This window comes from Coleofasciculus sp. G2-EDA-02, from assembly GCF_040226375.1.
GTDB lineage: Bacteria > Cyanobacteriota > Cyanobacteriia > Cyanobacteriales > Coleofasciculaceae > Coleofasciculus.
Genome location: NZ_JAVKEW010000272.1, coordinates 1 through 23,567, shown reverse-complemented (window position 1 = coordinate 23,567; position 23,567 = coordinate 1). Strand labels below are relative to the sequence as shown.

At 42.6% G+C, this 23,567-nt stretch carries 22 protein-coding genes; 6 read left to right on the top strand and 16 right to left on the bottom strand.

Annotation, left to right across the window (positions count from 1 at the left end; all coding sequences use genetic code 11):
• Positions 1–74 precede the first annotated feature (74 nt).
• Complete coding sequence (locus RLO19_RS30995) at positions 75–473, top strand: ester cyclase (protein WP_446361637.1); 399 nt, start codon at positions 75–77, stop codon at positions 471–473.
• Here the strand turns inward: RLO19_RS30995 and RLO19_RS30990 are convergent, their stop codons facing one another.
• The 9 genes from RLO19_RS30990 to RLO19_RS30950 all read right to left on the bottom strand — a co-directional run bounded on the left by RLO19_RS30990 (position 474) and on the right by RLO19_RS30950 (position 10,255).
• A complete protein-coding gene (locus RLO19_RS30990; RefSeq protein ID WP_446361635.1) occupies positions 474–1,481 on the bottom strand; it encodes a DMT family transporter in 1,008 nt (335 codons plus the stop codon).
• A 46-nt stretch (positions 1,482–1,527) separates the two neighbouring features.
• Positions 1,528–2,034 (bottom strand): GtrA family protein, encoded by a 507-nt coding sequence (locus RLO19_RS30985; RefSeq protein WP_446361633.1) that lies wholly within the window; start codon positions 2,032–2,034, stop codon positions 1,528–1,530.
• A 55-nt stretch (positions 2,035–2,089) separates the two neighbouring features.
• Positions 2,090–3,694, bottom strand: a complete 1,605-nt coding sequence (locus RLO19_RS30980; RefSeq protein WP_446361631.1) for a hypothetical protein — start codon at positions 3,692–3,694, stop codon at positions 2,090–2,092.
• 16 nt (positions 3,695–3,710) lie between these two features.
• On the bottom strand, positions 3,711–4,436 hold the full coding sequence (locus RLO19_RS30975) for a class I SAM-dependent methyltransferase (RefSeq protein ID WP_446361629.1): 726 nt from the start codon (positions 4,434–4,436) through the stop codon (positions 3,711–3,713).
• 8 nt (positions 4,437–4,444) lie between these two features.
• A complete protein-coding gene (locus RLO19_RS30970) occupies positions 4,445–5,437 on the bottom strand; it encodes a glycosyltransferase family 2 protein (RefSeq protein ID WP_446361685.1) in 993 nt (330 codons plus the stop codon).
• 238 nt (positions 5,438–5,675) lie between these two features.
• Positions 5,676–7,451 (bottom strand): hypothetical protein, encoded by a 1,776-nt coding sequence (locus RLO19_RS30965; RefSeq protein WP_446361627.1) that lies wholly within the window; start codon positions 7,449–7,451, stop codon positions 5,676–5,678.
• 33 nt (positions 7,452–7,484) lie between these two features.
• Positions 7,485–8,462: an NUDIX hydrolase gene (locus tag RLO19_RS30960; protein ID WP_446361625.1), complete on the bottom strand. Its 978-nt coding sequence runs from the start codon at positions 8,460–8,462 to the stop codon at positions 7,485–7,487.
• Positions 8,463–8,635: 173 nt separating this feature from the next.
• Positions 8,636–9,769 (bottom strand): DegT/DnrJ/EryC1/StrS family aminotransferase, encoded by a 1,134-nt coding sequence (locus RLO19_RS30955; protein ID WP_446361623.1) that lies wholly within the window; start codon positions 9,767–9,769, stop codon positions 8,636–8,638.
• A 105-nt stretch (positions 9,770–9,874) separates the two neighbouring features.
• Positions 9,875–10,255 carry a polysaccharide biosynthesis C-terminal domain-containing protein gene (locus tag RLO19_RS30950; RefSeq protein WP_446361621.1) on the bottom strand — a complete coding sequence of 127 codons (381 nt, stop codon included), beginning with the start codon at positions 10,253–10,255 and terminating at the stop codon, positions 9,875–9,877.
• A 695-nt stretch (positions 10,256–10,950) separates the two neighbouring features.
• On the opposite strand from RLO19_RS30950, the gene RLO19_RS30945 reads away from it, so the two are divergent.
• Positions 10,951–11,493 carry a DUF1349 domain-containing protein gene (locus RLO19_RS30945; RefSeq protein WP_446361620.1) on the top strand — a complete coding sequence of 181 codons (543 nt, stop codon included), beginning with the start codon at positions 10,951–10,953 and terminating at the stop codon, positions 11,491–11,493.
• A 588-nt stretch (positions 11,494–12,081) separates the two neighbouring features.
• Here RLO19_RS30945 and RLO19_RS30940 read toward each other — a convergent pair.
• A complete protein-coding gene (locus RLO19_RS30940) occupies positions 12,082–12,960 on the bottom strand; it encodes a DMT family transporter (RefSeq protein ID WP_446361618.1) in 879 nt (292 codons plus the stop codon).
• Here RLO19_RS30940 and RLO19_RS30935 point away from each other — a divergent pair.
• Entirely contained in the window at positions 12,944–13,258 is a 315-nt protein-coding gene (locus RLO19_RS30935) for a hypothetical protein (protein WP_446361616.1), read from the top strand. The genes RLO19_RS30940 and RLO19_RS30935 overlap by 17 nt on opposite strands.
• A gap of 14 nt (positions 13,259–13,272) precedes the next feature.
• Here the strand turns inward: RLO19_RS30935 and ilvC are convergent, their stop codons facing one another.
• From ilvC to RLO19_RS30915, 4 genes are all read right to left on the bottom strand, one after another.
• Positions 13,273–14,265: a ketol-acid reductoisomerase gene (gene ilvC, locus RLO19_RS30930; RefSeq protein WP_446361614.1), complete on the bottom strand. Its 993-nt coding sequence runs from the start codon at positions 14,263–14,265 to the stop codon at positions 13,273–13,275.
• 211 nt (positions 14,266–14,476) lie between these two features.
• Positions 14,477–15,472: a glycosyltransferase family 2 protein gene (locus tag RLO19_RS30925; RefSeq protein ID WP_446361612.1), complete on the bottom strand. Its 996-nt coding sequence runs from the start codon at positions 15,470–15,472 to the stop codon at positions 14,477–14,479.
• A 296-nt stretch (positions 15,473–15,768) separates the two neighbouring features.
• Complete coding sequence (locus RLO19_RS30920) at positions 15,769–17,250, bottom strand: carotenoid oxygenase family protein (RefSeq protein ID WP_446361610.1); 1,482 nt, start codon at positions 17,248–17,250, stop codon at positions 15,769–15,771.
• A gap of 18 nt (positions 17,251–17,268) precedes the next feature.
• Positions 17,269–18,828 (bottom strand): folate/biopterin family MFS transporter, encoded by a 1,560-nt coding sequence (locus RLO19_RS30915; protein WP_446361608.1) that lies wholly within the window; start codon positions 18,826–18,828, stop codon positions 17,269–17,271.
• Positions 18,829–18,960: 132 nt separating this feature from the next.
• Here RLO19_RS30915 and RLO19_RS30910 point away from each other — a divergent pair, with 132 nt between their 5' ends.
• From RLO19_RS30910 to RLO19_RS30900, 3 genes are all read left to right on the top strand, one after another.
• Entirely contained in the window at positions 18,961–20,268 is a 1,308-nt protein-coding gene (locus tag RLO19_RS30910) for a tetratricopeptide repeat protein (protein ID WP_446361606.1), read from the top strand.
• 135 nt (positions 20,269–20,403) lie between these two features.
• Complete coding sequence (locus RLO19_RS30905) at positions 20,404–21,513, top strand: nucleotide kinase domain-containing protein (RefSeq protein WP_446361604.1); 1,110 nt, start codon at positions 20,404–20,406, stop codon at positions 21,511–21,513.
• 29 nt (positions 21,514–21,542) lie between these two features.
• Positions 21,543–22,421 (top strand): MazG nucleotide pyrophosphohydrolase domain-containing protein, encoded by an 879-nt coding sequence (locus tag RLO19_RS30900; RefSeq protein ID WP_446361602.1) that lies wholly within the window; start codon positions 21,543–21,545, stop codon positions 22,419–22,421.
• A 64-nt stretch (positions 22,422–22,485) separates the two neighbouring features.
• Here the strand turns inward: RLO19_RS30900 and RLO19_RS30895 are convergent, their stop codons facing one another.
• Both RLO19_RS30895 and RLO19_RS30890 read right to left on the bottom strand, forming a co-directional pair.
• Positions 22,486–22,962 (bottom strand): DUF1643 domain-containing protein, encoded by a 477-nt coding sequence (locus tag RLO19_RS30895; protein ID WP_446361600.1) that lies wholly within the window; start codon positions 22,960–22,962, stop codon positions 22,486–22,488.
• Positions 22,963–23,197: 235 nt separating this feature from the next.
• Positions 23,198–23,567 (bottom strand): zinc ribbon domain-containing protein (locus RLO19_RS30890; RefSeq protein WP_446361598.1); only part of this gene is annotated, 370 nt, incomplete at its 5' end.

Sequence of the window (23,567 nt, the reverse complement as noted above, 5' to 3'; positions counted from 1 at the left end):
TCGGCAAATTGTCACGACTCAGATCAGATTGCTATAGTGGTATAATAAAGGTGATCTTAGTTGGGATAAATTTTATGGCTGATCTCACCAATAAGGAAATCGTAGCGGGTTTTTTTGAAATCTACAATACTAAAGATTACGAAGCCATACATCAGTATGTTGCTCCAGATTACATTGATCATGGATTACCCCTTCAGAGCGCAGAAGCGGCGATTAAGATATTGAAACTTACCCACAAAAGTTTTCCCGATATTCACGTCGTTATTGATGATCTGATTGAAGAAAACAATCAGGTTGTCTTTCGGGGACGATTTAGTGCTACCCACTTAGGTAAATTTGTTGGTATTGAACCCACGGGAGAGAAAGTCGAGTTTGAAGCCTTAGAAATCTTCAAGATTGAAAATCAGAAAATTACCGAATCTTGGGGATATTGGCCCCTGTCAACCATTATTAATCAAATTCGTGGCGACTGATTACTGCTTAGTTTCAGCACCTTTACCCGTTTTAGCGAAATAAATTCCTACTATAATTGTCAAAAAAGCGAAACAGTTAAGTACCCCCACTTTTTCAGCAAAGATAATCCAAGCTAATAGAGCTGTTACCACAGACTCTAACAAAAAAAATACGCTCAAAAAACTAACGGTAAAGTGTTTCATACTATAAATAGCTAAACCGTGACCAGTTGCTTCAGAAAGCGCTGCTAAACCAATCACAGCAACCCAACCCAAAGGAGAAATTGGCAAGATTTGCTTGTCAAAAATTAGTACCACTGGAAGCATAAAAACTGTACTTAATGAAGATCGCCACATCAAAATCGTTGCGGAATCAAAATGCTGACGGACTTTTTGACTAATCAAACCACCAATAGAGTAAAATATCGCCGAACAGACAGCAGCTATATCACCAATGAATTCCCCACCCGAAAACGATACATCTCTTGCTCCCAACGTAATTGTTCCCAACATTGCCAGACTTAAACCCGTTAAAAAACGACGATCAAAATAGTGACCTAAAAATAGCCAACTCCCCAAAGTCGTGAAAACCGGAGTCATATTAGAAAGAACGGTTGCATTAGCTGCAGTCGTTTGGGTTAAAGACCAAGTCCAGATAAAACGTCCAGATAAATGAAGCGTTGCCACAATTACTAACAGAAATCCCCCTTGTTTAAAAAATTCCCAGGGTTGAAAGTTAGGTGCTGGGGATGTTAAATCGGTTGCGGATTCCGAATTTTGAGATTGAATTTTTTTGAAGCCATTCCATATTCCAAAAATAATGGTAACAATCCAAAGGCGATTAAATAATGTCGCATTAGAACTAATTTCGCTAACAGAAATTTTAATAAAAATAGCTGTAAACGATACGGCAAATAAAGCAACAAATAATAATAAAAAATTAATTGTATGAGAAAAATTGGTTAATTTTAAATCTGATAATTTCAGTTGAAGTGTTCTCATTGATAAAATAAGAGTATTGTTGTTCATATAAAAAGTAAAATGTCAATAGTGCTTTGCCTCATGCGGATATTTATCAATAATCATTTGAGTCTGAAACCCGAGTAGATAAGTATAAATAATTTTCCTCTTTTTGGTGATTAAAAGTTTCTGTTTGTTTATCGGTACTATCATTTTTAAAGACAAGGCGATCGCTCATCACATAGTTCAACGCAGCACCCAATAAACCACCAGCCAATGTATTGATTTTTGGATCAACATTGAAATAATCTAATAGCGGAAATAGAAAAAGAATTCGAGAGGCGATCACCGTTCCAGCCGCTACATGAAACAGGGGGATTTGCTTAAATAAAACATTTTTAATCGTCCATTCTCCTTCTGTCCATACCCAAAGGCGGTAAATGAAGAAACTCAATAACACAGACAGTTCAATTGAGACAGCATTGGCGACATTGTGGAGTAGAAGAGTATTCCATCCCCAATAGTCAATCAGTAGAAAAATTAAGATTAGATTAAATAAGGTTGTCACACCTCCGCCGATCATGAATTTAACAATTTTTGACGAAAATCGCTTTTCTAGCATTGATTACTCCACCGCCGACCTAATCAACTCAACATACCATTATTAATGAGAAATTTCAATGCATTTTTACATGAGAGACATTCGGGTTCAAAGCTTTCGTGTAGACAACAAAACCCGATAAATCTGGCACTTCAATTTTCTGAGTAAAATCTGGTAAATAATGAAGATAAAATTTACCGTACTCGCCTCTTTCCTCAGCCCAAGCTGGTATCGCTATCATGGTAAAATTTTCAGGGATATACGCCAGAAAATCGTCTTGACTAATCGGATATCCAGCTAAATACCGATCAAACGGACCCGAATCAATATGATAGAGTTTATTTTCTGCCATGAGAACCGATAAGGGATGCCAAGGAAAATATACTTGACCGGGATGGTTGCGAGAATAGTCATACACGACTTGATGAACATTATTGAAAAAATTAGGTAATGTTTTATAAATATTCTGAATGGGTAGATTTACATTATAGATTGTTAACATAATTACTAGAGCCACTAACCCTGTTTGACTGACACGTTGTAAAATTTCTCTGCCTGATTCTATGGAGAAAGTTGTGGCTTTTTGTAATAAAACCAAATTAGCTGTAAGCGTTAAAAAGTAAACCGTATACATTCCATTAGCATCTCCGCCAACTTTTACTCGACCCAATAAAGAAGTTGGAATAAAAAATAAACTGACAATGAAAAATAAAAGCCAAGGATTTTCTTTGATCCAATCTTTTATTTTCTGAAGGTCATTGGGTACAGTTAGTAAAATGCCAACGCCGACGATAACACCTTGTAAAAGACAATAGCCCGCTAATTCTTCTGCCGCTGATAAAATAACCGATAGTTTATTATTGCCGTCTTCCCAAGGTTGATGACTGGGAATGGTAATCATATTAAATAATAATCCTTGCGGATTAAAGGCAACGATTAAAATGCCAGAAATGACGACTCCGCTCGTGACTAAACAAGCCAAATACCGTTTAAAAGTTTTAGTGTCATAAGCCAGAATTATATAGAGTGGCAAAGAAATTAATATCGGGACAGCAATTTGCTTAGTCCACACCGCGAAAACAGCAAAAATGGCACTGAGCAATAACTTGTATAAAGGAATTTCACTTTTGTTTTGTTCTTTGTAAATGATGATACAAGCTAAGGCGGAAAATCCTAAAGCCGGACAATCCGCACAAATCCTAAAAGCATCATAAGATAATGATCTTATATCTGTTGTAAAAAAGAAAAAGGCAATTAAGGCGAGTATAGATAAGGATAACTTTTGCTTTTGCCAAGTTTCACTGACATATAACCAAATTACGGGAATAAAGAAAAATCCTAGTGACATTAATTTACCTAAAACAAGCGCCCATGTGGGAGAATTAGAGATTGTCGCAGGCAAATAAGCCAAAGCTAGTAATGGTCCATACATATCACTAATCAGGGGTCCAACACTATCTTCAGGATTATACAAATTGAAGTTGTATTTCCCAAAAAATGCCATCGCCAAACGATCCGCATTCCACTCAGGCTCTGACGATGTATATTGCCCTGGCGCAGCAAAAGTATCCAGAATAAAATGATCAACCAAGAGGATAAGGCAAAATAATCCAGATATTATGATTGTATAGAAAATTAATTTGTCTTGATAAAATTTGCTAGTTTTTGAGTTTAACAACATAGGTATAAGGATCTAACTAATTTCTTTGAGCTAAAAGCATAATTGATACCCCAAAGGGAAGAAATAAACGGCGAATCAAATGGCGCTCAAAAGCAAATACGTTAATTAACAGTTTATTCATCAGCGTTGGTGGCATAACTAGCTCATCCTCGTTTTTATTGAACAACGTTAGCAGGAGTCGTCCTCCAGTAATTAAAGGAAACAGGAAAAAATTAAAGTAACTACTGAAATGCAGACAATAACCCGCACAACGAACAACTTGCTGCAAATTCCGTCGCAGGTATCTACGCTTATGATGCAGGAGTTCATCCTGTCGAGTCCAAAGCCAAGGATAAGCTGGAACAGTAATTAACAACCAGCCAGAAGGTTTAAGTTTTTTAGATAACGCTTGCAACGATCCTGTATCGTCTTCCAAATGCTCCAAAACATCTAATAGTACAATCAGATCAAAGGTTTTATCAGGGAAGGGAATATCATCGGGTAAGCAGCCGGGTTGAATTTCGCCGAGTTTAAGATCACTGGCAAAAAGGCGTGCTGTTTCATCTAACTCCATCCCATAAACTTCACCATAGCGAGCAAGCATTTCTAAATTTCCTCCGGTTCCACATCCGACTTCAAAAATTTCTGCGGATTCGGGCAATTTTAATGTCTGGATTACTTGTTCGATAATCAACCGTCGTGCGACAAACCACCAATGTTTGTCTTGGAGTTCCATCATTTGCTGGTACATTTGAGCATCCATGGCTACATCTATCTCATTGGTATTGACGTTCTTATACTTTTGCTTTTCAGCACTTTGGTAAAACCGTGATGATCTTGAATTAAATAGAGGGGACGTTGTTTAACCTCTTCATGAACTCGTCCCAAATATTCCCCGATTATGCCTAACCCGATTAACTGTACACCACCGAGAAAGAGAACAACGACAATTAACGACATATAACCGGGTACGATAATTCCCACAATTAGGGTAAAAATAATCAAAAACGTGGCATACAAGAATGCAAAAACCGCCAATGAAAATCCCACATACGTCCAAATTTTTAGGGGAATGTTGCTAAATGAGATAATTCCATCCAGGGCAAAATTCCAGAGTTTCCAATAATTCCACTTGGTTTGTCCTTGGTAACGGGGTTGGCGATCATAGAGGATGGAGCATTGTTTGAAACCAACCCACGCAAATACACCTTTCATGAAACGAGTGCGTTCCGGCATCTGTTTCAATGCTTGGACAACCCGCCGATCTAATAAGCGAAAATCTCCCACATTGGCAGGAATATCCACATGACTTAACTTGCCTATCGTATAATAAAAAGCTTTAGCAGTTAAGCGTTTTAGCCAACTATCATCTAAGCGTAAATGACGCTTAGCATAAACGATATCATACCCCTCGCGCCACTTATTAATCAGTTCTTCAATAAGTTCTGGCGGATCTTGAAGATCAGCATCGATTGGGATAACGGCTTTTCCCTGAGAGTGATCAATCCCCGCTGTCAAGGCAACTTCTTTGCCAAAATTCCGGGAGAGACTGACGACTTTAATCGCTGGATTTCGCTGGTGATGAGTAATCAAATACTGTAGAGTATTATCCTGGCTGCCATCATCAACACAGATAATCTCATACGTCAGGTTGAGTCGATTGAGAACGGAAAAGAGCCGCTCAAATAGGTGGTCAATATTTGACTCTTCATTGTGAAAAGGCACGACAACGGATAATTCGACAGACTCTAAAGTTGATTCCATCGTCGCTCTAAACTCAGCCAAGGCATCGTCGGCTGATAGTATTGTTTGATCGGCGATTAATTGATCATCTACGGTTAACACTATTTTGTGTTCTCCAGGAGGAATGCTCACCGGAACTTTAATGGTTACGTCACAGTCTTTTGTTACCGTAGCAATTGTTTCAATGGTTATCATTATCGTCTCACTATCGAAAAATTAAATGTTTTCTATTCGTTATTTAAAACAATCGATTGATTTGTTAAAACACCTGGTTTAAATAATTAATTTTAGCTTGATTATCGGGTTGGATTAAAGAATTATAGAGAACCCCACGTTGAAAGGAATCAAGTGTTGACGGAGAAATAGGTTGAAATTCAAGCAGTCGATCGCCAATCATTAACGGTTCAATTCTGCGGACTAATTGATCATTTCTTGTTTCTAACAAAATAATATTATGACTATCAACAAGACGGGGGGGTTCCCATTGGAGAAAATAATCAAACGCCTTGTTTTTAGGACTGAAATCGAATTGACTTTGATTGATGATTAAGTTTTGCCAATTGGGCTTTAACCGATAGACTTTGGGATAAAGTGTGTACTTTCGCCAAAAGTACCATCTCGGCTGATCATCAGTTTTCGGTAATTCATCAAGACGCTCCCATGTTTTAGGAAATTTATAAATTTGCCTCAATGTCATCGGTACACCCCATTGAATAAACGAATGTAACTGTTTTCCTGTATTTAAAGGAGCATCCACTAAAATAATCGTGTTTGGCGTAATATCTGGACAAAGGTGAATCACGTCTGTCCAAAATGCTCGTTGATAGTCCCAACTGAGCTGATTTTCGTGCTGTACTGTTATGCAAAATCCGACTAATAAGGAGAAAAATACCGCTAACCCGCTATTAACGATAGTTTGAGTTATCTTATGTTTAGCTATATTAACGATTAGGTAACAAAACAAACCCACCAGAATAGCGGCTCCGATCGCGGCTGTCATATGTACCCGCGAATCCCGTCCATTAATTGCCGTGGCGGCACGGGTAAAATTCAAGGGATAAGCCAGAATTAACAAGGTTAGTCCCAAAATGGTTAATTTTTTAATCGGTAACAAAACTGTAATAGTTCCTTCCGTATAAAAATCCGAATCAGGTTTAGTTTTTAGGTTCGAGAAAAGTAAAATAAACCCGACAAAAAATAAAGGGACAATGATTAATAATTCTCCGTTTAGGTTGAGCAACGTCTGAGCCGGACGATAGAAAAACATACTCAAACTGACAAACGGACCAATCAGCATTTGACGAACCGGAGTGCTAATCAAGGTGAGAAAATCTAGCTGTTCAATCCTGGATTCACCTGTTATCTTTCGTGCGATAACAATTACGCCTAACATCGCTGCCAAAATTAGGGTATGTCTGAGCATCTTCTGGAACAGAGTTCTATCCCACTTGTTTTTAAATAGGGGAGCCGTAATAAAAACGGGAAACACGGTTTCATAGCATAAAAGTGACGAAAAAATAAGCAAGTATGACAATAGTTTTTTGTGGGACAAATAGCTGAGAAAAGCCAGAAGTAAAAGGGTTAAAGAAGAATAGAGAGAGATATGAGTTAAATAAGCGTGAGTGGTTTCTGCTGGAAATAGGGTAAATCCTAGGGTTCCAGTTATCACAAAAATCGGTTGATTCCAAAGGGACTTAAGAAAAACACCCATTAAAATATTGTTAATTAAAATGACCCCATAATTAATCCAGTAAAGCCCATGAAAATCTCCAATGAACTTGCCTAATAAACCAACAGAAAACTCAATAATATAAAGAAGGGGACGGGCTTCGGTGGCATTGAAGTTGAAAATATGCCAGGTCATGAACTCACCAATTTCGTCCATATTCATGGACATTGGCTGAGCGATTAAAAAATAATCATCTTCATACAATCCCAGATTATTATAGTGCCAAAAGTGGGCAACAAAGGTGATCACAGCTAATCCTAAAATGTATCGGCTCCCTTGTTCTTTCCATGAAAATGAAAATGACATAGATAGCTTGCTCCAAAATGTGTCTTGCATCGTTTACCAATACTTTTGAACCAAGTATTCTAAGCCAAACCGAGAGGAAAACATCAAGGATTTGGGTTCTTTGGCTCCAGGTAACCGCCCCTGTTCCAGCAGCGCTTCAGCTTCAGTTTTATTACCAATGCGAACCAATCGAGAATGTTCTTGCCATTGCCCAGACTGGAAATAGCGATCGCACATTTGGGTTTGGACGACAAAAACCAAGTCCACCTCTCCAGTTAGCGGATTTCCCGACATACCAATAAACTGAGTATTCCGCTCATCTAAAGTCATCGCCACGCCGATTTCTTCCCATAGCTCTCGTTGAGCATCTTGATAGAAATTAATCGCTTCAACAGTGACAGAAAATGTCGCCAAACCTGCCACAAAATTGAGAACACCGGGGCAATCAACGTGAGCCGATCGCTCGCCAATATAGACACTGCCATCCGTCGTCAGGGGGACAACAGCGACGCCAATTCCCCGGGCAAAATAAGCATAGGGATCGTGATACCTTTCTAGCCCTTGCTGCATCAGCTTTAGCGCCGCCAAGGGATGACGATCTAAATCCAAACGATAACGAGGATAGCTAGTCGGACCAACCTCTAGAGTAAAGATCTCCTGATGGCGAGACCAAAATCCAGCGACTCCAGCGCCGGACCAACGCAGTTTGCGATCGTCATAGTCTCCCGGATGGGTGCCATCGGTGAGGATACCGGCGCGAATTTGGGGGTTAATCACCCTGTCGAGGTAGGCGTGAAAGTGAGTGTCAATGGCGTCATTATCGAGACTTTTGGGACCATGCCCTTGCCGCACCTGAATTCCGCTAACGCCTGTCACGTCATCGGGATAAACGAAGTGAAAAACGTTGCGCTCAGCGATTAGCGCCTCCGCTAGGGCTTTCCCGTGAGGTAAATTAGCAACAGCCGCCACCACCTGATCTCGATACTCAAGATATTCAGAAGCTGGAGACTCAGCCAGGTTTTGCTCGTTCATAAGGGTGCGTTTATCAATCGGGTTTGCCCAAGAGCGGGTTTAGTGTAGGGGCGGGTTTTACTACTATCATTTAGGGTTGTACCCAGATATGACTCGCGCCCGCCCCGACAAAGTTGTCGCTATAAGTTATCTGTCAAACCCGCCCCTACATCCTTGACAACCAATGGGGTGGGTTACGCTTCGCTAACACACCCGACGGCTAGAGGTTGTGGGGAAGTCTTAAGCTGATAAAATTGACGAATTTGGGCAATAATGAAATCTTGCTCATCGTCAGTCAAACTGTATGCTGAAGGTAAAGAAATCCCTTGCTCATAGACGGATGTACTCACCGGATAATTCATCTGGGGATCAGCCCAGCCTTGATAGCACGGTTGGAGATGGAGTGGACAGAAAAAGAGTCGGGTTTGAATTCCTTGATCGGTTAAATAGTCAGCGAGTTCAGCCCGGTTTTCGGCATAAAACGAGGTAAACCAATGGACGGGTTTACAGCGTGGATCAATAAAAACAGGCTGTAACTGGGGGACATCGGCTAAACCGGTGATATAGGCGTGATAAATTTGCCGTTTGCGCTCAATAATGGCAGGCAATTTTCGGAGCTGGGCGATACCAACAGCCGCCTGCATTTCCGTCATGGCAAAGTTAAAGCCAATATGTTCATGGACAAAGGTACCTCGATGGGAGCGACCATGATTTTTCAGGCGGCGACAGGTTTGGGCAATACGATCACTATTGGTGAGGATAATCCCGCCTTCACCACAGGTCATGGTTTTGTTGCCATAGAAGGAAAAAGCACCAGCGTCTCCGTAGTAGCCGACATGGCGATTGTTAAACTCAACTCCAATTGCCTGAGCGGCATCTTCAATTATTTTTAATTCAAATCGGTTCGCAAAGGTCAATACGGCGTCCATATCCGCACTTTGACCATACAAATGCACGGGCATAATTGCTTTCGTCTTGTCCGTGACTAACCCGGCTGCGGCGTCTACATCAATGCACAGAGTATCGGCTCGTACTGGACAAAAGATGGGCTTGGCGCCTACCATAATTACGGCATTCGCGGACGCCACGAAGGTTAAGTTGGGGACAATCACTTCATCCCCATGACCAATATCTAAAGCTTTTAAGGCGCAATACAGGGCAGCGGTACCATTGCAAACCGCGATCGCGTGTTTTGCCCCGGTTAATTCTTTAATCCCAGCTTCAAACTTGGCTGTAACTTTATTTTCGGTTAAGTACGTTGACTCGATAACCCGTTTAACTTCGAGCCATTCACTATCATCAATCCACGGTTGAATTTGAGGAATCATCGGTTATCTTTTTCCCAAATATTTGTACGAAGAGACTTGCTCTAGCCTTTTTCCGACGAGAACGGATTAAACTTATCTAGCCAATCCATAAAATTTAGACTTACCTTATGAGTTAGTGGCAGCCAGGGTGTGAAGATCAGGATTTTCCGGATCAAAGGGAACATCTAATAGGGCAACTTGCTCACTGTCCTCTAAATAACGCAAGGTGTGCAGCATGTAGGGTTTGATCTGAATGCCTTCTCCTGAGTTCAAAATAAATTGTTGTTTTTGCTGAGGATCGTGGCAATGTTGCAGTTCTACCTCGGCTTTCCCACGCACCAAAAAGATGACTTCGTGGGTTCTGGTATGAAAATGACCACCCCGAACTTGACCTGCCTGGGTGGCGACAAAATTTACTTCTTGCCAAGAGCCTTGATTCATCAGCCCCAAAAATGAACCTCTATGATCCAAGCGATTCAGGTAACAGGAAATTTTCTCGGAGTTCACCGCTATTTCACCTTTCTAAATAGCTAATTACAACGATAGATATGAGGGAAAACAATAGGTAAAAGCCATGCCATCACAGCCATGACAGACACGCCATAACACATCTCTACATTCTGAAAGAACGTAGTGTTTCTGATGTTAAAAAGTCCTCAGGCTCTTGGAAAAGACTACTTCTGAAGCCCACACTGTATTCGTAAGATTACTTATTTGGAGTTGTTACCGAGCTGGGTGCAAAAGTGATTGTTAGGCAAAGTCACAATTAAGATCAGGCGATCTAGCGTTTATGCCACGGTTAAGTATACATTAATTGCATCATACACAACCAGGACGGATTATTTTTTTACAAAACTTAACAAAGTAGCTCTGACGACGGAAATTCCTTGTTTTCCGGAATCCCGATGTGAGGGCGCAAGCTTGGGTTCCTAGCAGTTTAGTGTACCCTTATCGGATTCCCAATCTGGGAGAGAATCCCCACTATCGAGATGGCTTGTACCGTTTAATTTTTAATTGTGTAACGACTTGAGGGACCTAAGGCTGGTGGGCAATGCCCACCCTACTGTATATCATAAGTTTTGTAAATAGACCTCAAACCCTTACAAAGGAGGAAGGACGAATGACGTAGCTTGCTTCTCAAGGGTAGCGAGTTCTCGACCGCCCGCCTTTAATTGTGTCCACCTACTTAGAGATAACTTTCCATGAAATGGTATAATGAACCGCCTGTCTGGAATGAACAAGAGCAAGTAATTACAGTCACGTCAGGACTAAAAACAGACTTCTGGCGCAAGACGCATTACGGATTTATCCGCGATACGGGACATTTTTATTATCAGGACATAACCGGTGATTTTATAGCTGTTGTGAAAATCACTGGACAGTATCAGGAACTTTATGACCAAGCGGGGTTAATGATCCGCGAGAATGATCAGACGTGGTTAAAGTGTGGAATTGAGTTTGTCTTCGGTGTACAATATGCCAGCACGGTGATTACGCGAGAGTATTCGGATTGGTCTGTGGTGGGTATTCCGGAAAATCCTCCATCCTTATGGTTAAAACTACAACGTAGCGGCGGCGCTGTCGAGATCAACTATTCCCTTGACGGCGAGCAGTTTACGATGATGAGATTGGCTTATTTAACTGAAACAGAAACAGTGCAAGTGGGTTTAATGTGTGCGTCACCGGAACGGGAAGGGTTTCAAGTTGTCTTTGAGGGATTTCAAATCAAGACTCTTTCACCATAGCGGTTCAAACTAATCTAGTAGTTTTGGAGGACTAATTTATGTTGAATTTAGATAGAATTACGTTTTAATACTAAGTTGCCGATACTTTTGGTCGGGATCTGGAAAACCTCTCTCCAAACCTCTCTCCATCCCCCCTAGCCCCCATCCCCCCTAGCCCCCATCCCCCCTAGCCCCCCTTTGAAAGGGGGGAAAAAGGGGGGAAAAAGGGGGGTTAGAGAGAGGCTTTGAATTCCCCCCCTTCCCTGCAAAAAAAGCTCCCGCATCCTCTGGCTTCCCCGTGCAAAAAAAGCTCCCGCATCCGCTGGCTTCCCCCTTTTTAAGGGGGACGGGAGGGGGATCTATAAGGGAAGAGGGGGATCGTTCACAAATTGACAATGGATAATGAACAATGGATAATGACCTCTCCTTAAAAGAAGAGGATTGAATTTAAGGAAAATATTTTTTAATTTCTTCGTAAACGAAGAGGTCTTAGACCTAATTAATCAATTATCAATTATCAATTATTAATTATCCATTGATAAGGGGGACGGGAGGGGGGTTAAGTTTGATGTTGATTGTTCCAAATGGCGTGAAAAGTCGGAGGAGTTTTTAGGCTTTATCAGCTCCCTTACCGGTTTTGGCTAAATAGATACCCTCAAGAATCACAGCAAAGGCTAATAGGTTGAGAAGACTTAAACCTTCCGAGAAAAGTATCCAAGCAAAAACGGCAGTCATCACAGGTTCAAGCAACAGAACCAGGGTTACAAATGCGGAAGAGAAATACTTGAGACTATAGACAATTAACCCATGTCCTAATCCTTCACAGATAGCCGCCAAACCGAACACCGCTAGCCACCCTTGCCAAGACATTGGAAACAGTTGGTCTTCCAGCATCAGCACAACGGGTATCATAAACAATGTACCCAACAAGCAGCGCCACAGGAGGATATTTTGAACCGCTAATCGACTGCGAAGTTGCTCCAGGATTAAAAAACTGGCAGCATAGAACATGGCAGATAATAACGCCGCCGCATCACCAATAAACGCGGTTTCACTGAACAAGCTATTTTCTGATAGAAATAAATCCTCTAATCCTAACCCAATAGCTCCAGCCAGAGCAATTCCTAACCCAAACACAAATCGGCGGTCAAAACGCTGACCGAAAAACAACCATCCTCCTAACGCGGTGAATAGGGGAGGCATATTAGACAGAACCGTCGCATTTGCCGCATTGGTTTGAGTCAGCGACCATGTCCACAAAAATCGACCCATGACATGAACAATAGCGACACCCAACAGAAGCATGATTTCACTTATCTGATAGTGTGAATTGGTTTCAGCCGGCTCATCCAACTCCTTGTTTTGGAGTTGCTTAAAGCTATTCCACAACCCAAAGATAATTGTTGCTATCCAGAGGCGATTGAATACCGTGGCATTGGCGCTAATTTCCTGAACCGATATCTTGATAAAGATGGCAGTTAGCGACAAAGCAATTAAAGCGACTGATAATAAAATTAATGCCGTCCAATTTGGCGGTGAGTCTATTTTTGATTTGGTTGATTCGAGGTTATTTGTTGTCATTATCGCTACGCATTTACCCGTTCATGATAATTGGGGTTTGCTGAATAAGAGGACAAATGTTATACCAAATCCACCTTTATTACCCCCTTTTGCCAAGGCGATTGAAATCGCTGCTACACAAACAAAGTCCGCCTGCGCGGACTGGGTTATAAAGACTGATGTCATTTGCCAATTGTCTTGCCAAAAATTAACAAATGACAAATGACAAATGACTAATAACTACTTTTTCAACCAACTAAACATTGCCCGTAAATCTTTACCCACCTCTTCTATAGGATGTTCAGCTTCTTGACGGCGCATGGCGGTGAATCCAGCTTTACCTGACTGGTTTTCTAAGACAAACTCACGGGCAAATTGACCGGATTGAATTTCTTTCAGGATTTTCTGCATCTCGGCGCGGGTTTCATCGTTAACGATGCGAGGTCCACGGGTATAATCGCCATATTCAGCAGTATTAGAGATACTGTCACGCATATTGGCGAGTCCGCCTTCCACAATCAAATCCACAATTAGTTTGACTTCGTGGAGACATTCAAAATACGCTAACTCTGGCTGATAACCCGCCGCCACTAAGGTTTCAAATCCGGCTTTAATTAAGGAACTCAATCCGCCACATAACACCGCTTGTTCACCAAATAAATCGGTTTCCGTTTCTTCCCGGAATGTGGTTTCTAAAATACCCGCACGAGTTCCACCAATCCCTTTAGCATACGCCATGGCGCGATCGCGAGCTTGACCTGTGGCATCCTGATACACGGCAAATAGGCAAGGGACACCTTCTCCCTGTTCGTAAGTCCGTCGCACTAAATGTCCTGGTCCTTTGGGTGCCACCATAATCACATCCACATCAGGTGGGGGAACGACTTGACCAAAGTGAATATTAAACCCATGGGCGAAGGCAAGGACGTTCCCTTTTTTCAGATTCGGGGCAATTTCTACATTGTAAACGGTTTTCTGTACCTCATCCGGTAATAAAATCATAATCACATCCGCCGCTTTCGCCGCCTCAGCAACAGAATGAACCGTTAATCCGGCTGACTCCGCTTTCGCCACCGACTTACTGCCCGGATACAAACCCACAATCACCTTGATGCCACTCTCTTTGAGATTCAGGGCGTGGGCGTGACCTTGAGACCCATACCCGATAATTGCGATAGTTTTATCGCTAAGTAGGTCTAAGTTAGCATCTGTGTCGTAATACATCCGGGTCATAGAAGTATCTCCCTTACTACAAGCATTTTCGTTTGACTGCGAACTCTTGATTTTACCCCAAAACCTGAAGGGGCGGCTAAGAACGCCAAAAAGCAGACGGGGTATAGGGTGACCGGGTGTGGAGTGTTAGGAAAATCTCAGCACTCTTATCTGAGAGTCCTGAGAAGACCCTCGCTTTGAGCGACGGAAGTGTCAACTCCCTCACTTTGACTTAAGTAGCTTTTTTATTTTTACGAGTTACTAAAAAAGAAGTATTAATTTGAGAATCTTGCAATAGTTTATCCAAACTATTTTTATAAAGTAATCTCTTCAGAAATAGCCTTGATCCCCCTAGAAAAAATTCGGTTTTTAGCCAAATCTTTATAGCGATAAAAACTTCCATTTTTTTAAGCGCGACAAATCCCCAATGTAATATTGTTGACGACTTTATATCTGATAAGTTAGGCAAAGTATGCCGATATTTATCGCTAATGCAAGCATAAATTTCTTCTTTAATTATCAGGTTTGTTTCTAGGCGATTCTCTAAAGTAAACTTGCAGTTAAATGATCCATCCCAAACAGTCCGGTAAGCCAGATATTTATTTATAAAAACGGCATCACCAAACTGGGCAATTCTAATCCAGGAATCAATATCATCATAATTAGTATCGAATTTTGCATCCCATCCTCCTGATTTAAGAAAAGCTAGACGGGAAAATGCCACTTGTACAGGAGTGCCAAATGGCAATAGTTCCAAAAGCATGGCGTAATGAATCTCGTCTTGGGGAATATATACAAGCGTTCCCTTGCCAACTTGCCGACTTCTGCTGACTTCTTTTTCATTCCTATCAACCTGAATGGCTCGACAGGAGCAAATCACAGCCTCTGGACGCCCGGAGATCGCTTTAGCCATTTCTTCAAGACACTTAGGGGCAAGGTAGTCATCATCATCCACCAGTTTCACCCAGTCTCCTGTTGCCAATGCTACACCCTGATTGACCGCTCCTGAGTGACCCAGTTTTGTAGAATTTCGGTGATAAATTAAACGAGCGTCACCCCTGTCTAAGAGTTCTTTGTGTCGCTGTTGCACATAAACCTCTGTACCATCAGACGAGCTATCATCCACCACAATCACCTCGCAAGGTATCGTTTGAGCCAAAGCACTGTCAATTGCCCGCCTGAGCAAGGTGAGGCGGTTATAAGTCGTGATGACAATGCTAAATTTCATAACTGTTCTCCACCAAAATTATTCTGCTTCGATATCATAATTTAGAGAAATCTCCGCAGCGGCTGAGAATCGCTATTGTCTAGATTTTGGTTTGACCTGTTCTCTATTCTGCTGAGAGATAGGACAATACGATCAGCCGTGGATATTTATAATTTTAAGCTATCGAGCCTTAGGAGATGGGGAAGATGGGGAAGATGGGGGAGATGGAGCGGGTGCGAGTCACATTTGTGCAAAACGATAGTAGTGAAACCCGCCCCTAAATAAATCGATGAGGGCGGGCGCGAGTCATATTCTTATTAAAAGACTGTCGAAGTCCAACTTCCATGCAATCCGTAAGGAATATGATGCTTCAGATGCAGTCGTGCGATCGCGCCTTGGTTTAAATCTCGACTGTCTAAAATCACCACATCGGAGCGATGATGACTCGAATCATAGACCAAGGTTAACACCCAACCCTCATCTTCTCGCTTCGCTTCAGGATGGGGAACAAAAATCGGTTCGCTGACAAAGCCATGGGGGGCTGCACTCCAAATTTGTTCCTCTCCTGTGGTTAGATCTAGCTTAGAAATGGCTTGCAGTGGAGCATTGCCTGTGGGATTATGAGCCACTCCCATGTATACATAACGGTAAGGGCGTCCAACGTGATCGGGATGAACACAGGGAAACTCACAGGAACGTTCTAATAGTCGCTGTCGTTGTACCGTAGCATCCCCTAGATTAAGCGTAAACCGAAAAAGTTGCCCGGGTGGAAGCGCATCAAAATCCACGTCCCGATAATCTATCTCCGAGTCCACTTGAGTTAAAGACTCATAGCAGATAGAATCCACACAAATTTGCTCCCCTTGCTCAAAGGCATTCGCATGGTGAAAAATAAACCCAGCTTCAGATTCTAAGACTTGCATCGGTTCATTACCATGACGCGGAATTACTAAAATCCGAGTCGGTGCGTTGGGTTTAAAGTCTACACATTGACCCGCCCCTTTTAATCCCAACAGGAAAGGAAAAGGATTATAGGTGACAGGATTTTGGAAAAAGATGCAGTAATTCGGCGTAATTACAAAGTCATGGATAAAGGCAAAACCCGGAACCGTGCGACACTGACCACGTTTTAATGTGCCAGCTTCATCTAATTCATAAATGGTGATTTTGGTGGAAAAACCCGGTTTAATCGCAAAATTCACCAAACAAGGCGCACCCCCATCTTGGTTACAGCTTGGGTCAATCCAAGGGTGGGCGCCAAACGCCTCTCCGGGTGCCAAAATACCGTCTAGAGTTTCTTTTCCGATGGTGTCTAAGGTTTTGGGGTCTAACCGATAGGGTTCCGCCGCTTCCCAAAGGGCTAATAATTTACCGCCCCAGTAAATCACATTTGTGTTGGCGATATTTTTGATATCAATATCAAAGGCATTTGCCAGCCACCCTCCGGGCTTTTGCGTGCCAAAAACACCGCGATACAGCATTTTTCCGGCTTCTTGTTCTTTAAGAAAGCCTTCAGTACGGACAAAGCGATTGCGGAAATAAGCACGACCTTGATCAAAGGCGATCGCGCATATCATACCATCGCCATCAAAGGGGTGATGCAGTGGTTGACCGTTGATATCAAGTAAACCCGGACCATTGCGAAACAACGTGCCATTCAGCGCTGGCGGAATTTCTCCTTCAATGTCCTCAATCCAGTAATCATATTCATTCGGTTGGGATTGATACCCCCGTTTCCATCCTTCGCGGTCATAGGATAGTGAATACTTTGATTCAAAAAATTGTTCTGTTGCAATCATCGTTTATTCCCTCGTTATTTAATCGTGTTGTTTGTTTGTAGTAGGCGCTTTAGCGCTTTTGACAAGAGGACTAAAGTCCTCACTACAAACCCCTTTGGTAGTAGGCGCTTTAGCGCTTTTGACAAGAGGACTAAAGTCCTCACTACAAACCCGGATAAACTCTGGCATGACGTCGGGTAGGAATGGCTGTTCTAATAGAGAACCCGACGTATGATGTTCAAATACTTCTGCTGGCGGTAATGATTTTGATTCGGTTTCGGATTTGATTTCAGCTTGCGGATCACTCGTCGGTAACCAACCTAAGAAGGGCAATGGTAATAAGCTAGAGAGGTTCGTAATCGTGACTAATAACCACAGGCGATCAAAGTTATGTTCTGTAACTCCTAGCCAATGGGTTAATAACGCGCCAAATTCGTGAGATAGTAGTCCTGCCAAATTCCATACAGACATCAGCAGGGCAAATAAGGTGGCTTCTACCCCGGACGGGCAAAGTCTTGCTGAAAGCACGAGTACAGGCATAAACGCAATCTGCCCCATCACCGTCAGAATTAGACTGTCCCCTAAGCTAAACCAGTGATCATCAATGCCTAAGCTTCGATTCGCATGGGTAACTAGAATTAAGGCACTCATTCCCAAAACAGCCGACAGCACGGTTGTCCACCCCATAATCGTGCGGAAGGGAATGCCTTTTAAAAAGCGTTGAAATAGCCAGATACCCACCAGAGACGCCAAACTGGTGACTAAACGCACCCGCCCTAAAAATTCCGGCTCAAATCCTAGTTCATTGGTGGAGAAGAAGAAAAAGGCTGAATCGGCTGTGGGTGTGGCTTGCCACAGAAAGATAAACGCGGTGGGTAACCAAATTGCTTTTTGGGTAACCGCATGGCGCAGTTGCTTGATTTGCTGGGTGACGGTGGCGATGTTCATCCCGGAAGTGACGGATTCTTCAGCAATTAACCACGCCACGCCACAGACGAGTAGGGGAAAGGTGGCGGTGATGCCAAAAACAGTTTGTGTATTGAACGCCTCCAGTAGCCAACCACTCAGATAAGCCGTAATCAATCCCCCTAGGGCAGAGGTGCCCCAAGTTAGGGATTGCAGGGAACCGGAGTCGCTGAGGGATTCCCGCCTTGCCCGTTCCACCACTAGCGAGTCTACGATGACATCACTAATGGCTACGGATAGGGAACTTAGGAGAATGGCAAGGGTTGCAGCCCAAGCTGTATCGACTACTGTTGCTAAACTTAACCACGCGGCTGTTCCCATTAAGCCCGACAGGACTAAATAGGGGCGGCGGCGATAGCCAAATAAGGGAAGTCCGTCGGACAGAAAGCCAAATAGGGGTTTAATTACCCAGGGTAAGGCGGCAATCCCCAGCAGCGCTGCGACTTGGGCTGGACTCAAACCCAGTTCATCTTTGAGGAAAAAGCTAATCGCTAAACGGGCTAGCCCTAGGATACCTTGGACAAAGTAGACGATGAGGATGGCAATCAACTCCGGAGTGGGTTCATTGCCAAAAAAGACCTTTTCTTTGATTGCTTGTTTAAATCTATCGAAGCCAGAGGCGGAAACAATCATGAACTTTTTTTAAGAATTATCTCTTTTTATATATTACACGCCTGATCTGGGTTGCCTCATCTGTCTAGAGGCGATGAGTTATGATAACGGGCAAGACAACTGGCGATCGCACAAAAAAGTTGGAAGTGGGAAATGGAGCGCGAATTTTACGAGCGAGGGCGACAGAAGGCGCAACAAGGAGATTTAGAGGGAGCGATTCAGGATTTTGAGCAAGCGTTGCAGATTAATCCGGAATTTGCCGATGCTTACTGCAAACGGGGATTGGCTCGCTTTGATTTGGGGGATTGGCAAGGTGCGATCGCAGACTATTCTCAGGCGATACAGGTGAATCCTGAACATCTGGATAGTTATTTGGGGCGCAGTTTGGCTCAGTTGGCGCAGGGAGATGCTCAAGCTTCCCTGGAGGATGCTCAACAGGTTCTCCAGATTGATAGTAATCACGGGGCTGCTTATAAGCTGCAAGGTACAGCCTACCGTCGGTTGGGGAAAATGAAAGACGCGATCGCATCTTTTAAACAAGCCGCAAAACTGTACCTGGAACAGAAGGATAAAGACAATTGCCAGAATTGCCTAGAGAGTATCAAACAAATTCAGGCAGCGCAAATCCAGGCGGCGAGTGCGGCTGAAACGCAGAAATATCTGACTCAGGTTATCACCAAGCTAGAACGGGGGAACTATCGGGAAGCCTTAGAGGATTGCCAGTGGCTGTTGCAAGTTGCGCCCAATGATGCTAGAGCCTATTGCTATCGCGGAATTATTCGCAGTAAATTGAGGAATTTACAAGGAGCGATGCAAGATCTCGGTCGAGCCATGCAGCTCGATCCCCAGGATATCCAAGTTCGTCACTATCGGGGGCGGGTTCGCATTGAACTGGGGGACTATCGGGGCGCGATCGATGATTTTACCCAGTTACTTGAGCTACAACCAGAAAATTCTCAATTTTACGTCTGTCGGGGTCAAGCTTACTCAAAACTGGGCGACTATCGCCAAGGAATTGAGGACTATTCACGAGGGTTGAATATTCAGCCCAATGATCCACAAATTTATTATCATCGGGCGGCGGCGCGTGCTGATTTTCAAGATTACCAAGGCGCAGCGGATGATTATCAAGAAGCGGCGAACTTGTATTTTGAGAAACAGGATTGGCAGAAGTATCATCAGGCATTAAATCAGCAGAAGCAACAAATAGCAAAGGCTGAAGCCGTGATGAAAAAACGCTCGGCTCAATTGAATCAGAAAGATATCTTTATCAATCAAGAACGACAAATTTGGTCGAATGCGCGGGTGGATCGAGAGTTACAACAACAACTCCTGCGGATGGTGGGGGGATACTGGGATGTTGCTGCCCGTTTGATTGAAATAGCTAAGAAAAAATATCCGGGGATGCCGGAGAATTGGTATCTGCAAAAGGTAATAGATGATTTAGAGCGCGATCGCTAAGTTAAACATTGCTTCGTTGGTGTAGCCAAGCTCAACACCATTACTAAGTCAGATAATAGCCTCATTATCCTAAAAAAGGTGGCTTGACAAGGCTTGCTGCAACAACTCACGAACAGATAACGCATAGAATATAATATGGGCATCCAACGTCAGAAAAACGTTACTGAAAACGTCGAACAAAACAAACAACTAAGTCTTGATTTTGGTGAGTATGGCGACGACAGAAGCTCTGCCCCAGACATGATTTCACACATTCTGCCTGTCAAGCCTACTATTGTATTCAATACTTACTGGCGATTCGCTGCTGAACGGCAAAAAATATTTTTCAAAAAGCTGAAAAATGCACCGATACCTTGGACTGATGATCCAATTATTTCGACATATAAGTTTACCAATGCCTACCGTGCATCAGATCGTGTAAGCCAGTATTTAATCCGTAATGTCATCTATCGAGATGACCTTCCGTCATCACCTAACGAGGTGTTCTTTAGAGTTATCCTATTCAAAATCTTCAATAAGATCGAAACGTGGCAGCTTTTAGAGAACAAACTTGGTTCCATTATTTACGATGAATATTCCTTTGAACGCTATGACCAAGTTCTCAAAGATGCCATTCAGTCAGGTCAAACCATCTATTCTGCCGCATACATCATGCCATCAGGAAGAACAAACTTCGGACACACTGCAAAACACCGCAATCATCTCCAGCTAATCGAGCAGATGATGGCTAATGAGTTGCCTAAAAAGCTTGCCGATGCTAAAAATATGCAGCAAGGATTCGATTTACTGCGTGAATATCCAACCATCGGTGATTTTTTGGCATATCAGTTCATTACTGATGTGAACTATAGCGAAATTACGAACTTCAGTGAGATGGAATTTGTAATTCCTGGACCGGGAGCACTAGATGGTATTCGTAAATGCTTTACTGATCTCGGTAATTTCAATGAGCAAGGAATTATCAAGCTTATGGCAGAAAGGCAAGAGTCCGAGTTTGAGCGATTAGGACTAAATTTTCAGTCCCTATGGGGAAGAAAGCTACAATTAATTGATTGCCAAAATCTATTTTGTGAAGTCGATAAATATGCTCGGATGAAACATCCCGATATTTTCGGAATATCAGGTCGAACTCGCATCAAGCAGAAGTATTCTGGTAAAGGACAAACCTTAGATTACTGGTATCCACCCAAGTGGGGAATTAACCCGGCTATTGAAGAATACAAAACAACAAAAGCTGATACTTAGTTTCATTTTAGAATCTCAAGGAGCGGATAATGGATTTTCGCGAATATCAAGAACAAGCACAAGAGACCTACCAAGTTACCAGCAAGACAGGAAATGGAATAACTATACCTCTAATGGGCTTAGTTGGTGAAGCAGGTGAGTTGCTCAGTGAGTACAAAAAGTACCTTCGCGATGGCGAAGCCCATAAGCTTTTTAAAGAGCGTGTTGCAGAAGAGTTGGGCGATCTATTGTGGTATATTGCCAATGTGTCTAGCAAGTTCGAGCTTAATTTGGAACAAATTGCGGAAGGTAATCTGAAAAAATGTCGCGACCGCTGGGGATGGAAAAATTTAGTCCAAACAGGTGTTTACATATTCGACAATAATTTTCCAGAACATGAGCGCTTACCACGTCAGTTTGAGGTCGAAATTACAGAGATAAGTGAAAATACTTCAGTGAAGATGAAAGCATTTATCAATGGAAAACAGATTGGGAATGACCTCACTGATAACTCCTACTCAAGTGATGGCTACCGCTTTCACGACATTTTTCATTTATCATACGCCGCAGTTTTAGGATGGTCTCCAGTCATTCGTAGTAACCTTAAACTTAAACGAAAAAGCGATTCCGGCATTGACGAAGTTGAAGATGGCGGTCGTGCAATAGCCATAGAGGAAGGTATATCAGCTCTTGTGTTTAGCTATACCAAAGATCACCAATTTTTAGAAGCCGTTTCAACTCTTGATTACCAACTCCTGAAAACTATCAAAAATATGACCTCACATTTAGAAGTTTCTCAGTGTTCGCTTGGTGATTGGGAAAAAGCCATTCTGAGTGGCTATGAAGTTTGGCGACAGGTCGAAAAAAACCGGGGTGGGAAGGTTGTTGTAGATCTTGATGAACGCTCTATCATTTATCAATTCAATTGAAATACTGACTTAATTAAGCATATATGAGCAAAAACAGTATAATAATAAATATTTGTCCATTTATTCAAGATGAATAAATGGACAATTCTGTGTTGCTTTTAACATAAAGTGGATGGCGTGGACAACCTATCTTAGTAATTCCCAAGCAGTAGAGTGGATCACAGCCAGTTAGCAAATTGAGAACCTCTCTACAGCGGTTCCTCAAAATGCCCCGATTACCCCAAGCTAAAATAGTTCTATTTCCTCGTTTAACAGCCTCTTGAAGATAGCGATCATTTTCTGACCCTACGGGGTCTTTTACCTTGATCAGGTCTGCTGGTTTTGTAGCTCGGTAACCAAATAGGTTGACTACTTCAAGGGAACCATAACCCCAAGATTGAGCGAAACTGATGCAGCGACGCAGCGTAGGGTCATCAATAGTCGCATCCGCACGACTTGGATTAAGCATAATAAAAGCAACCTTCCGAGAATTAGAGTCCCATTCCCGCAATAGCCAGTAGCGGTAGCATCCTGTGGAGTCTATCACCGCATCTTTTCTCATCGTTGTTCCACCTGAACACGCCAGAAAATTTTCCGTTTACTATTGCTCAAATATAACCTGAGTTCAGCATCAAGCTGAAAGCCTTATTCTATCGTTGCCACTTATCGCCTAAAAGTTTTATTCTTTTGTGAAGCAGCTTCTTGTATCGAACTCAGTTTAGATGTACCTATCCAAGTGAAAACGGCTATAACTGAGGTATCACCCCGTATCCAGAAAAATAAACTACCCAGACCTGCTAAGAGCTGAGGTTTGGGTTTTTAGTAGCCCTGAAGTCATCGAACAAGCTAAGCTGAACATACTCAATAGTTCGGTTTAACTTGCACGATAACCCCGTGCCTCCAGGCTGGTTTATAGACAGCCCCACAAGTGCAATATTATTGGCTCCATTAAAGTCGGCATCTCCATGCCAACCACAATGCCCACATTGGAAAGTCTTGCCACTACGGTAAGACTTTCCTTTTACAGGATGAATGTGTAGGCAGTTGTGACACATTTGAGAGGTATAGGCTGGGGAAATAGAGGTAACTCGAATTCCAGCGCCAAGAGATTTGTACTCAATGAACATTCGCAGTTGATAGAATGCCCATGAATTCGAGCGTCTACGT

Excerpts from the sequence above, each read along its gene's own strand:
- RLO19_RS30995 (WP_446361637.1), top strand. The coding sequence starts at position 75 with ATGGCTGATCTCACCAATAAGGAAATCGTAGCGGGTTTTTTTGAAATC.
- RLO19_RS30990 (WP_446361635.1), bottom strand. The coding sequence starts at position 1,481 with ATGAACAACAATACTCTTATTTTATCAATGAGAACACTTCAACTGAAA.
- RLO19_RS30985 (WP_446361633.1), bottom strand. The coding sequence starts at position 2,034 with ATGCTAGAAAAGCGATTTTCGTCAAAAATTGTTAAATTCATGATCGGC.
- RLO19_RS30980 (WP_446361631.1), bottom strand. The coding sequence starts at position 3,694 with ATGTTGTTAAACTCAAAAACTAGCAAATTTTATCAAGACAAATTAATT.
- RLO19_RS30975 (WP_446361629.1), bottom strand. The coding sequence starts at position 4,436 with ATGGATGCTCAAATGTACCAGCAAATGATGGAACTCCAAGACAAACAT.
- RLO19_RS30970 (WP_446361685.1), bottom strand. The coding sequence starts at position 5,437 with ATGGAATCAACTTTAGAGTCTGTCGAATTATCCGTTGTCGTGCCTTTT.
- RLO19_RS30965 (WP_446361627.1), bottom strand. The coding sequence starts at position 7,451 with ATGTCATTTTCATTTTCATGGAAAGAACAAGGGAGCCGATACATTTTA.
- RLO19_RS30960 (WP_446361625.1), bottom strand. The coding sequence starts at position 8,462 with ATGAACGAGCAAAACCTGGCTGAGTCTCCAGCTTCTGAATATCTTGAG.
- RLO19_RS30955 (WP_446361623.1), bottom strand. The coding sequence starts at position 9,769 with ATGATTCCTCAAATTCAACCGTGGATTGATGATAGTGAATGGCTCGAA.
- RLO19_RS30945 (WP_446361620.1), top strand. The coding sequence starts at position 10,951 with ATGAAATGGTATAATGAACCGCCTGTCTGGAATGAACAAGAGCAAGTA.
- RLO19_RS30935 (WP_446361616.1), top strand. The coding sequence starts at position 12,944 with ATGGCAGTTAGCGACAAAGCAATTAAAGCGACTGATAATAAAATTAAT.
- ilvC (WP_446361614.1), bottom strand. The coding sequence starts at position 14,265 with ATGACCCGGATGTATTACGACACAGATGCTAACTTAGACCTACTTAGC.
- RLO19_RS30925 (WP_446361612.1), bottom strand. The coding sequence starts at position 15,472 with ATGAAATTTAGCATTGTCATCACGACTTATAACCGCCTCACCTTGCTC.
- RLO19_RS30920 (WP_446361610.1), bottom strand. The coding sequence starts at position 17,250 with ATGATTGCAACAGAACAATTTTTTGAATCAAAGTATTCACTATCCTAT.
- RLO19_RS30915 (WP_446361608.1), bottom strand. The coding sequence starts at position 18,828 with ATGATTGTTTCCGCCTCTGGCTTCGATAGATTTAAACAAGCAATCAAA.
- RLO19_RS30910 (WP_446361606.1), top strand. The coding sequence starts at position 18,961 with ATGGAGCGCGAATTTTACGAGCGAGGGCGACAGAAGGCGCAACAAGGA.
- RLO19_RS30905 (WP_446361604.1), top strand. The coding sequence starts at position 20,404 with ATGGGCATCCAACGTCAGAAAAACGTTACTGAAAACGTCGAACAAAAC.
- RLO19_RS30900 (WP_446361602.1), top strand. The coding sequence starts at position 21,543 with ATGGATTTTCGCGAATATCAAGAACAAGCACAAGAGACCTACCAAGTT.
- RLO19_RS30895 (WP_446361600.1), bottom strand. The coding sequence starts at position 22,962 with ATGAGAAAAGATGCGGTGATAGACTCCACAGGATGCTACCGCTACTGG.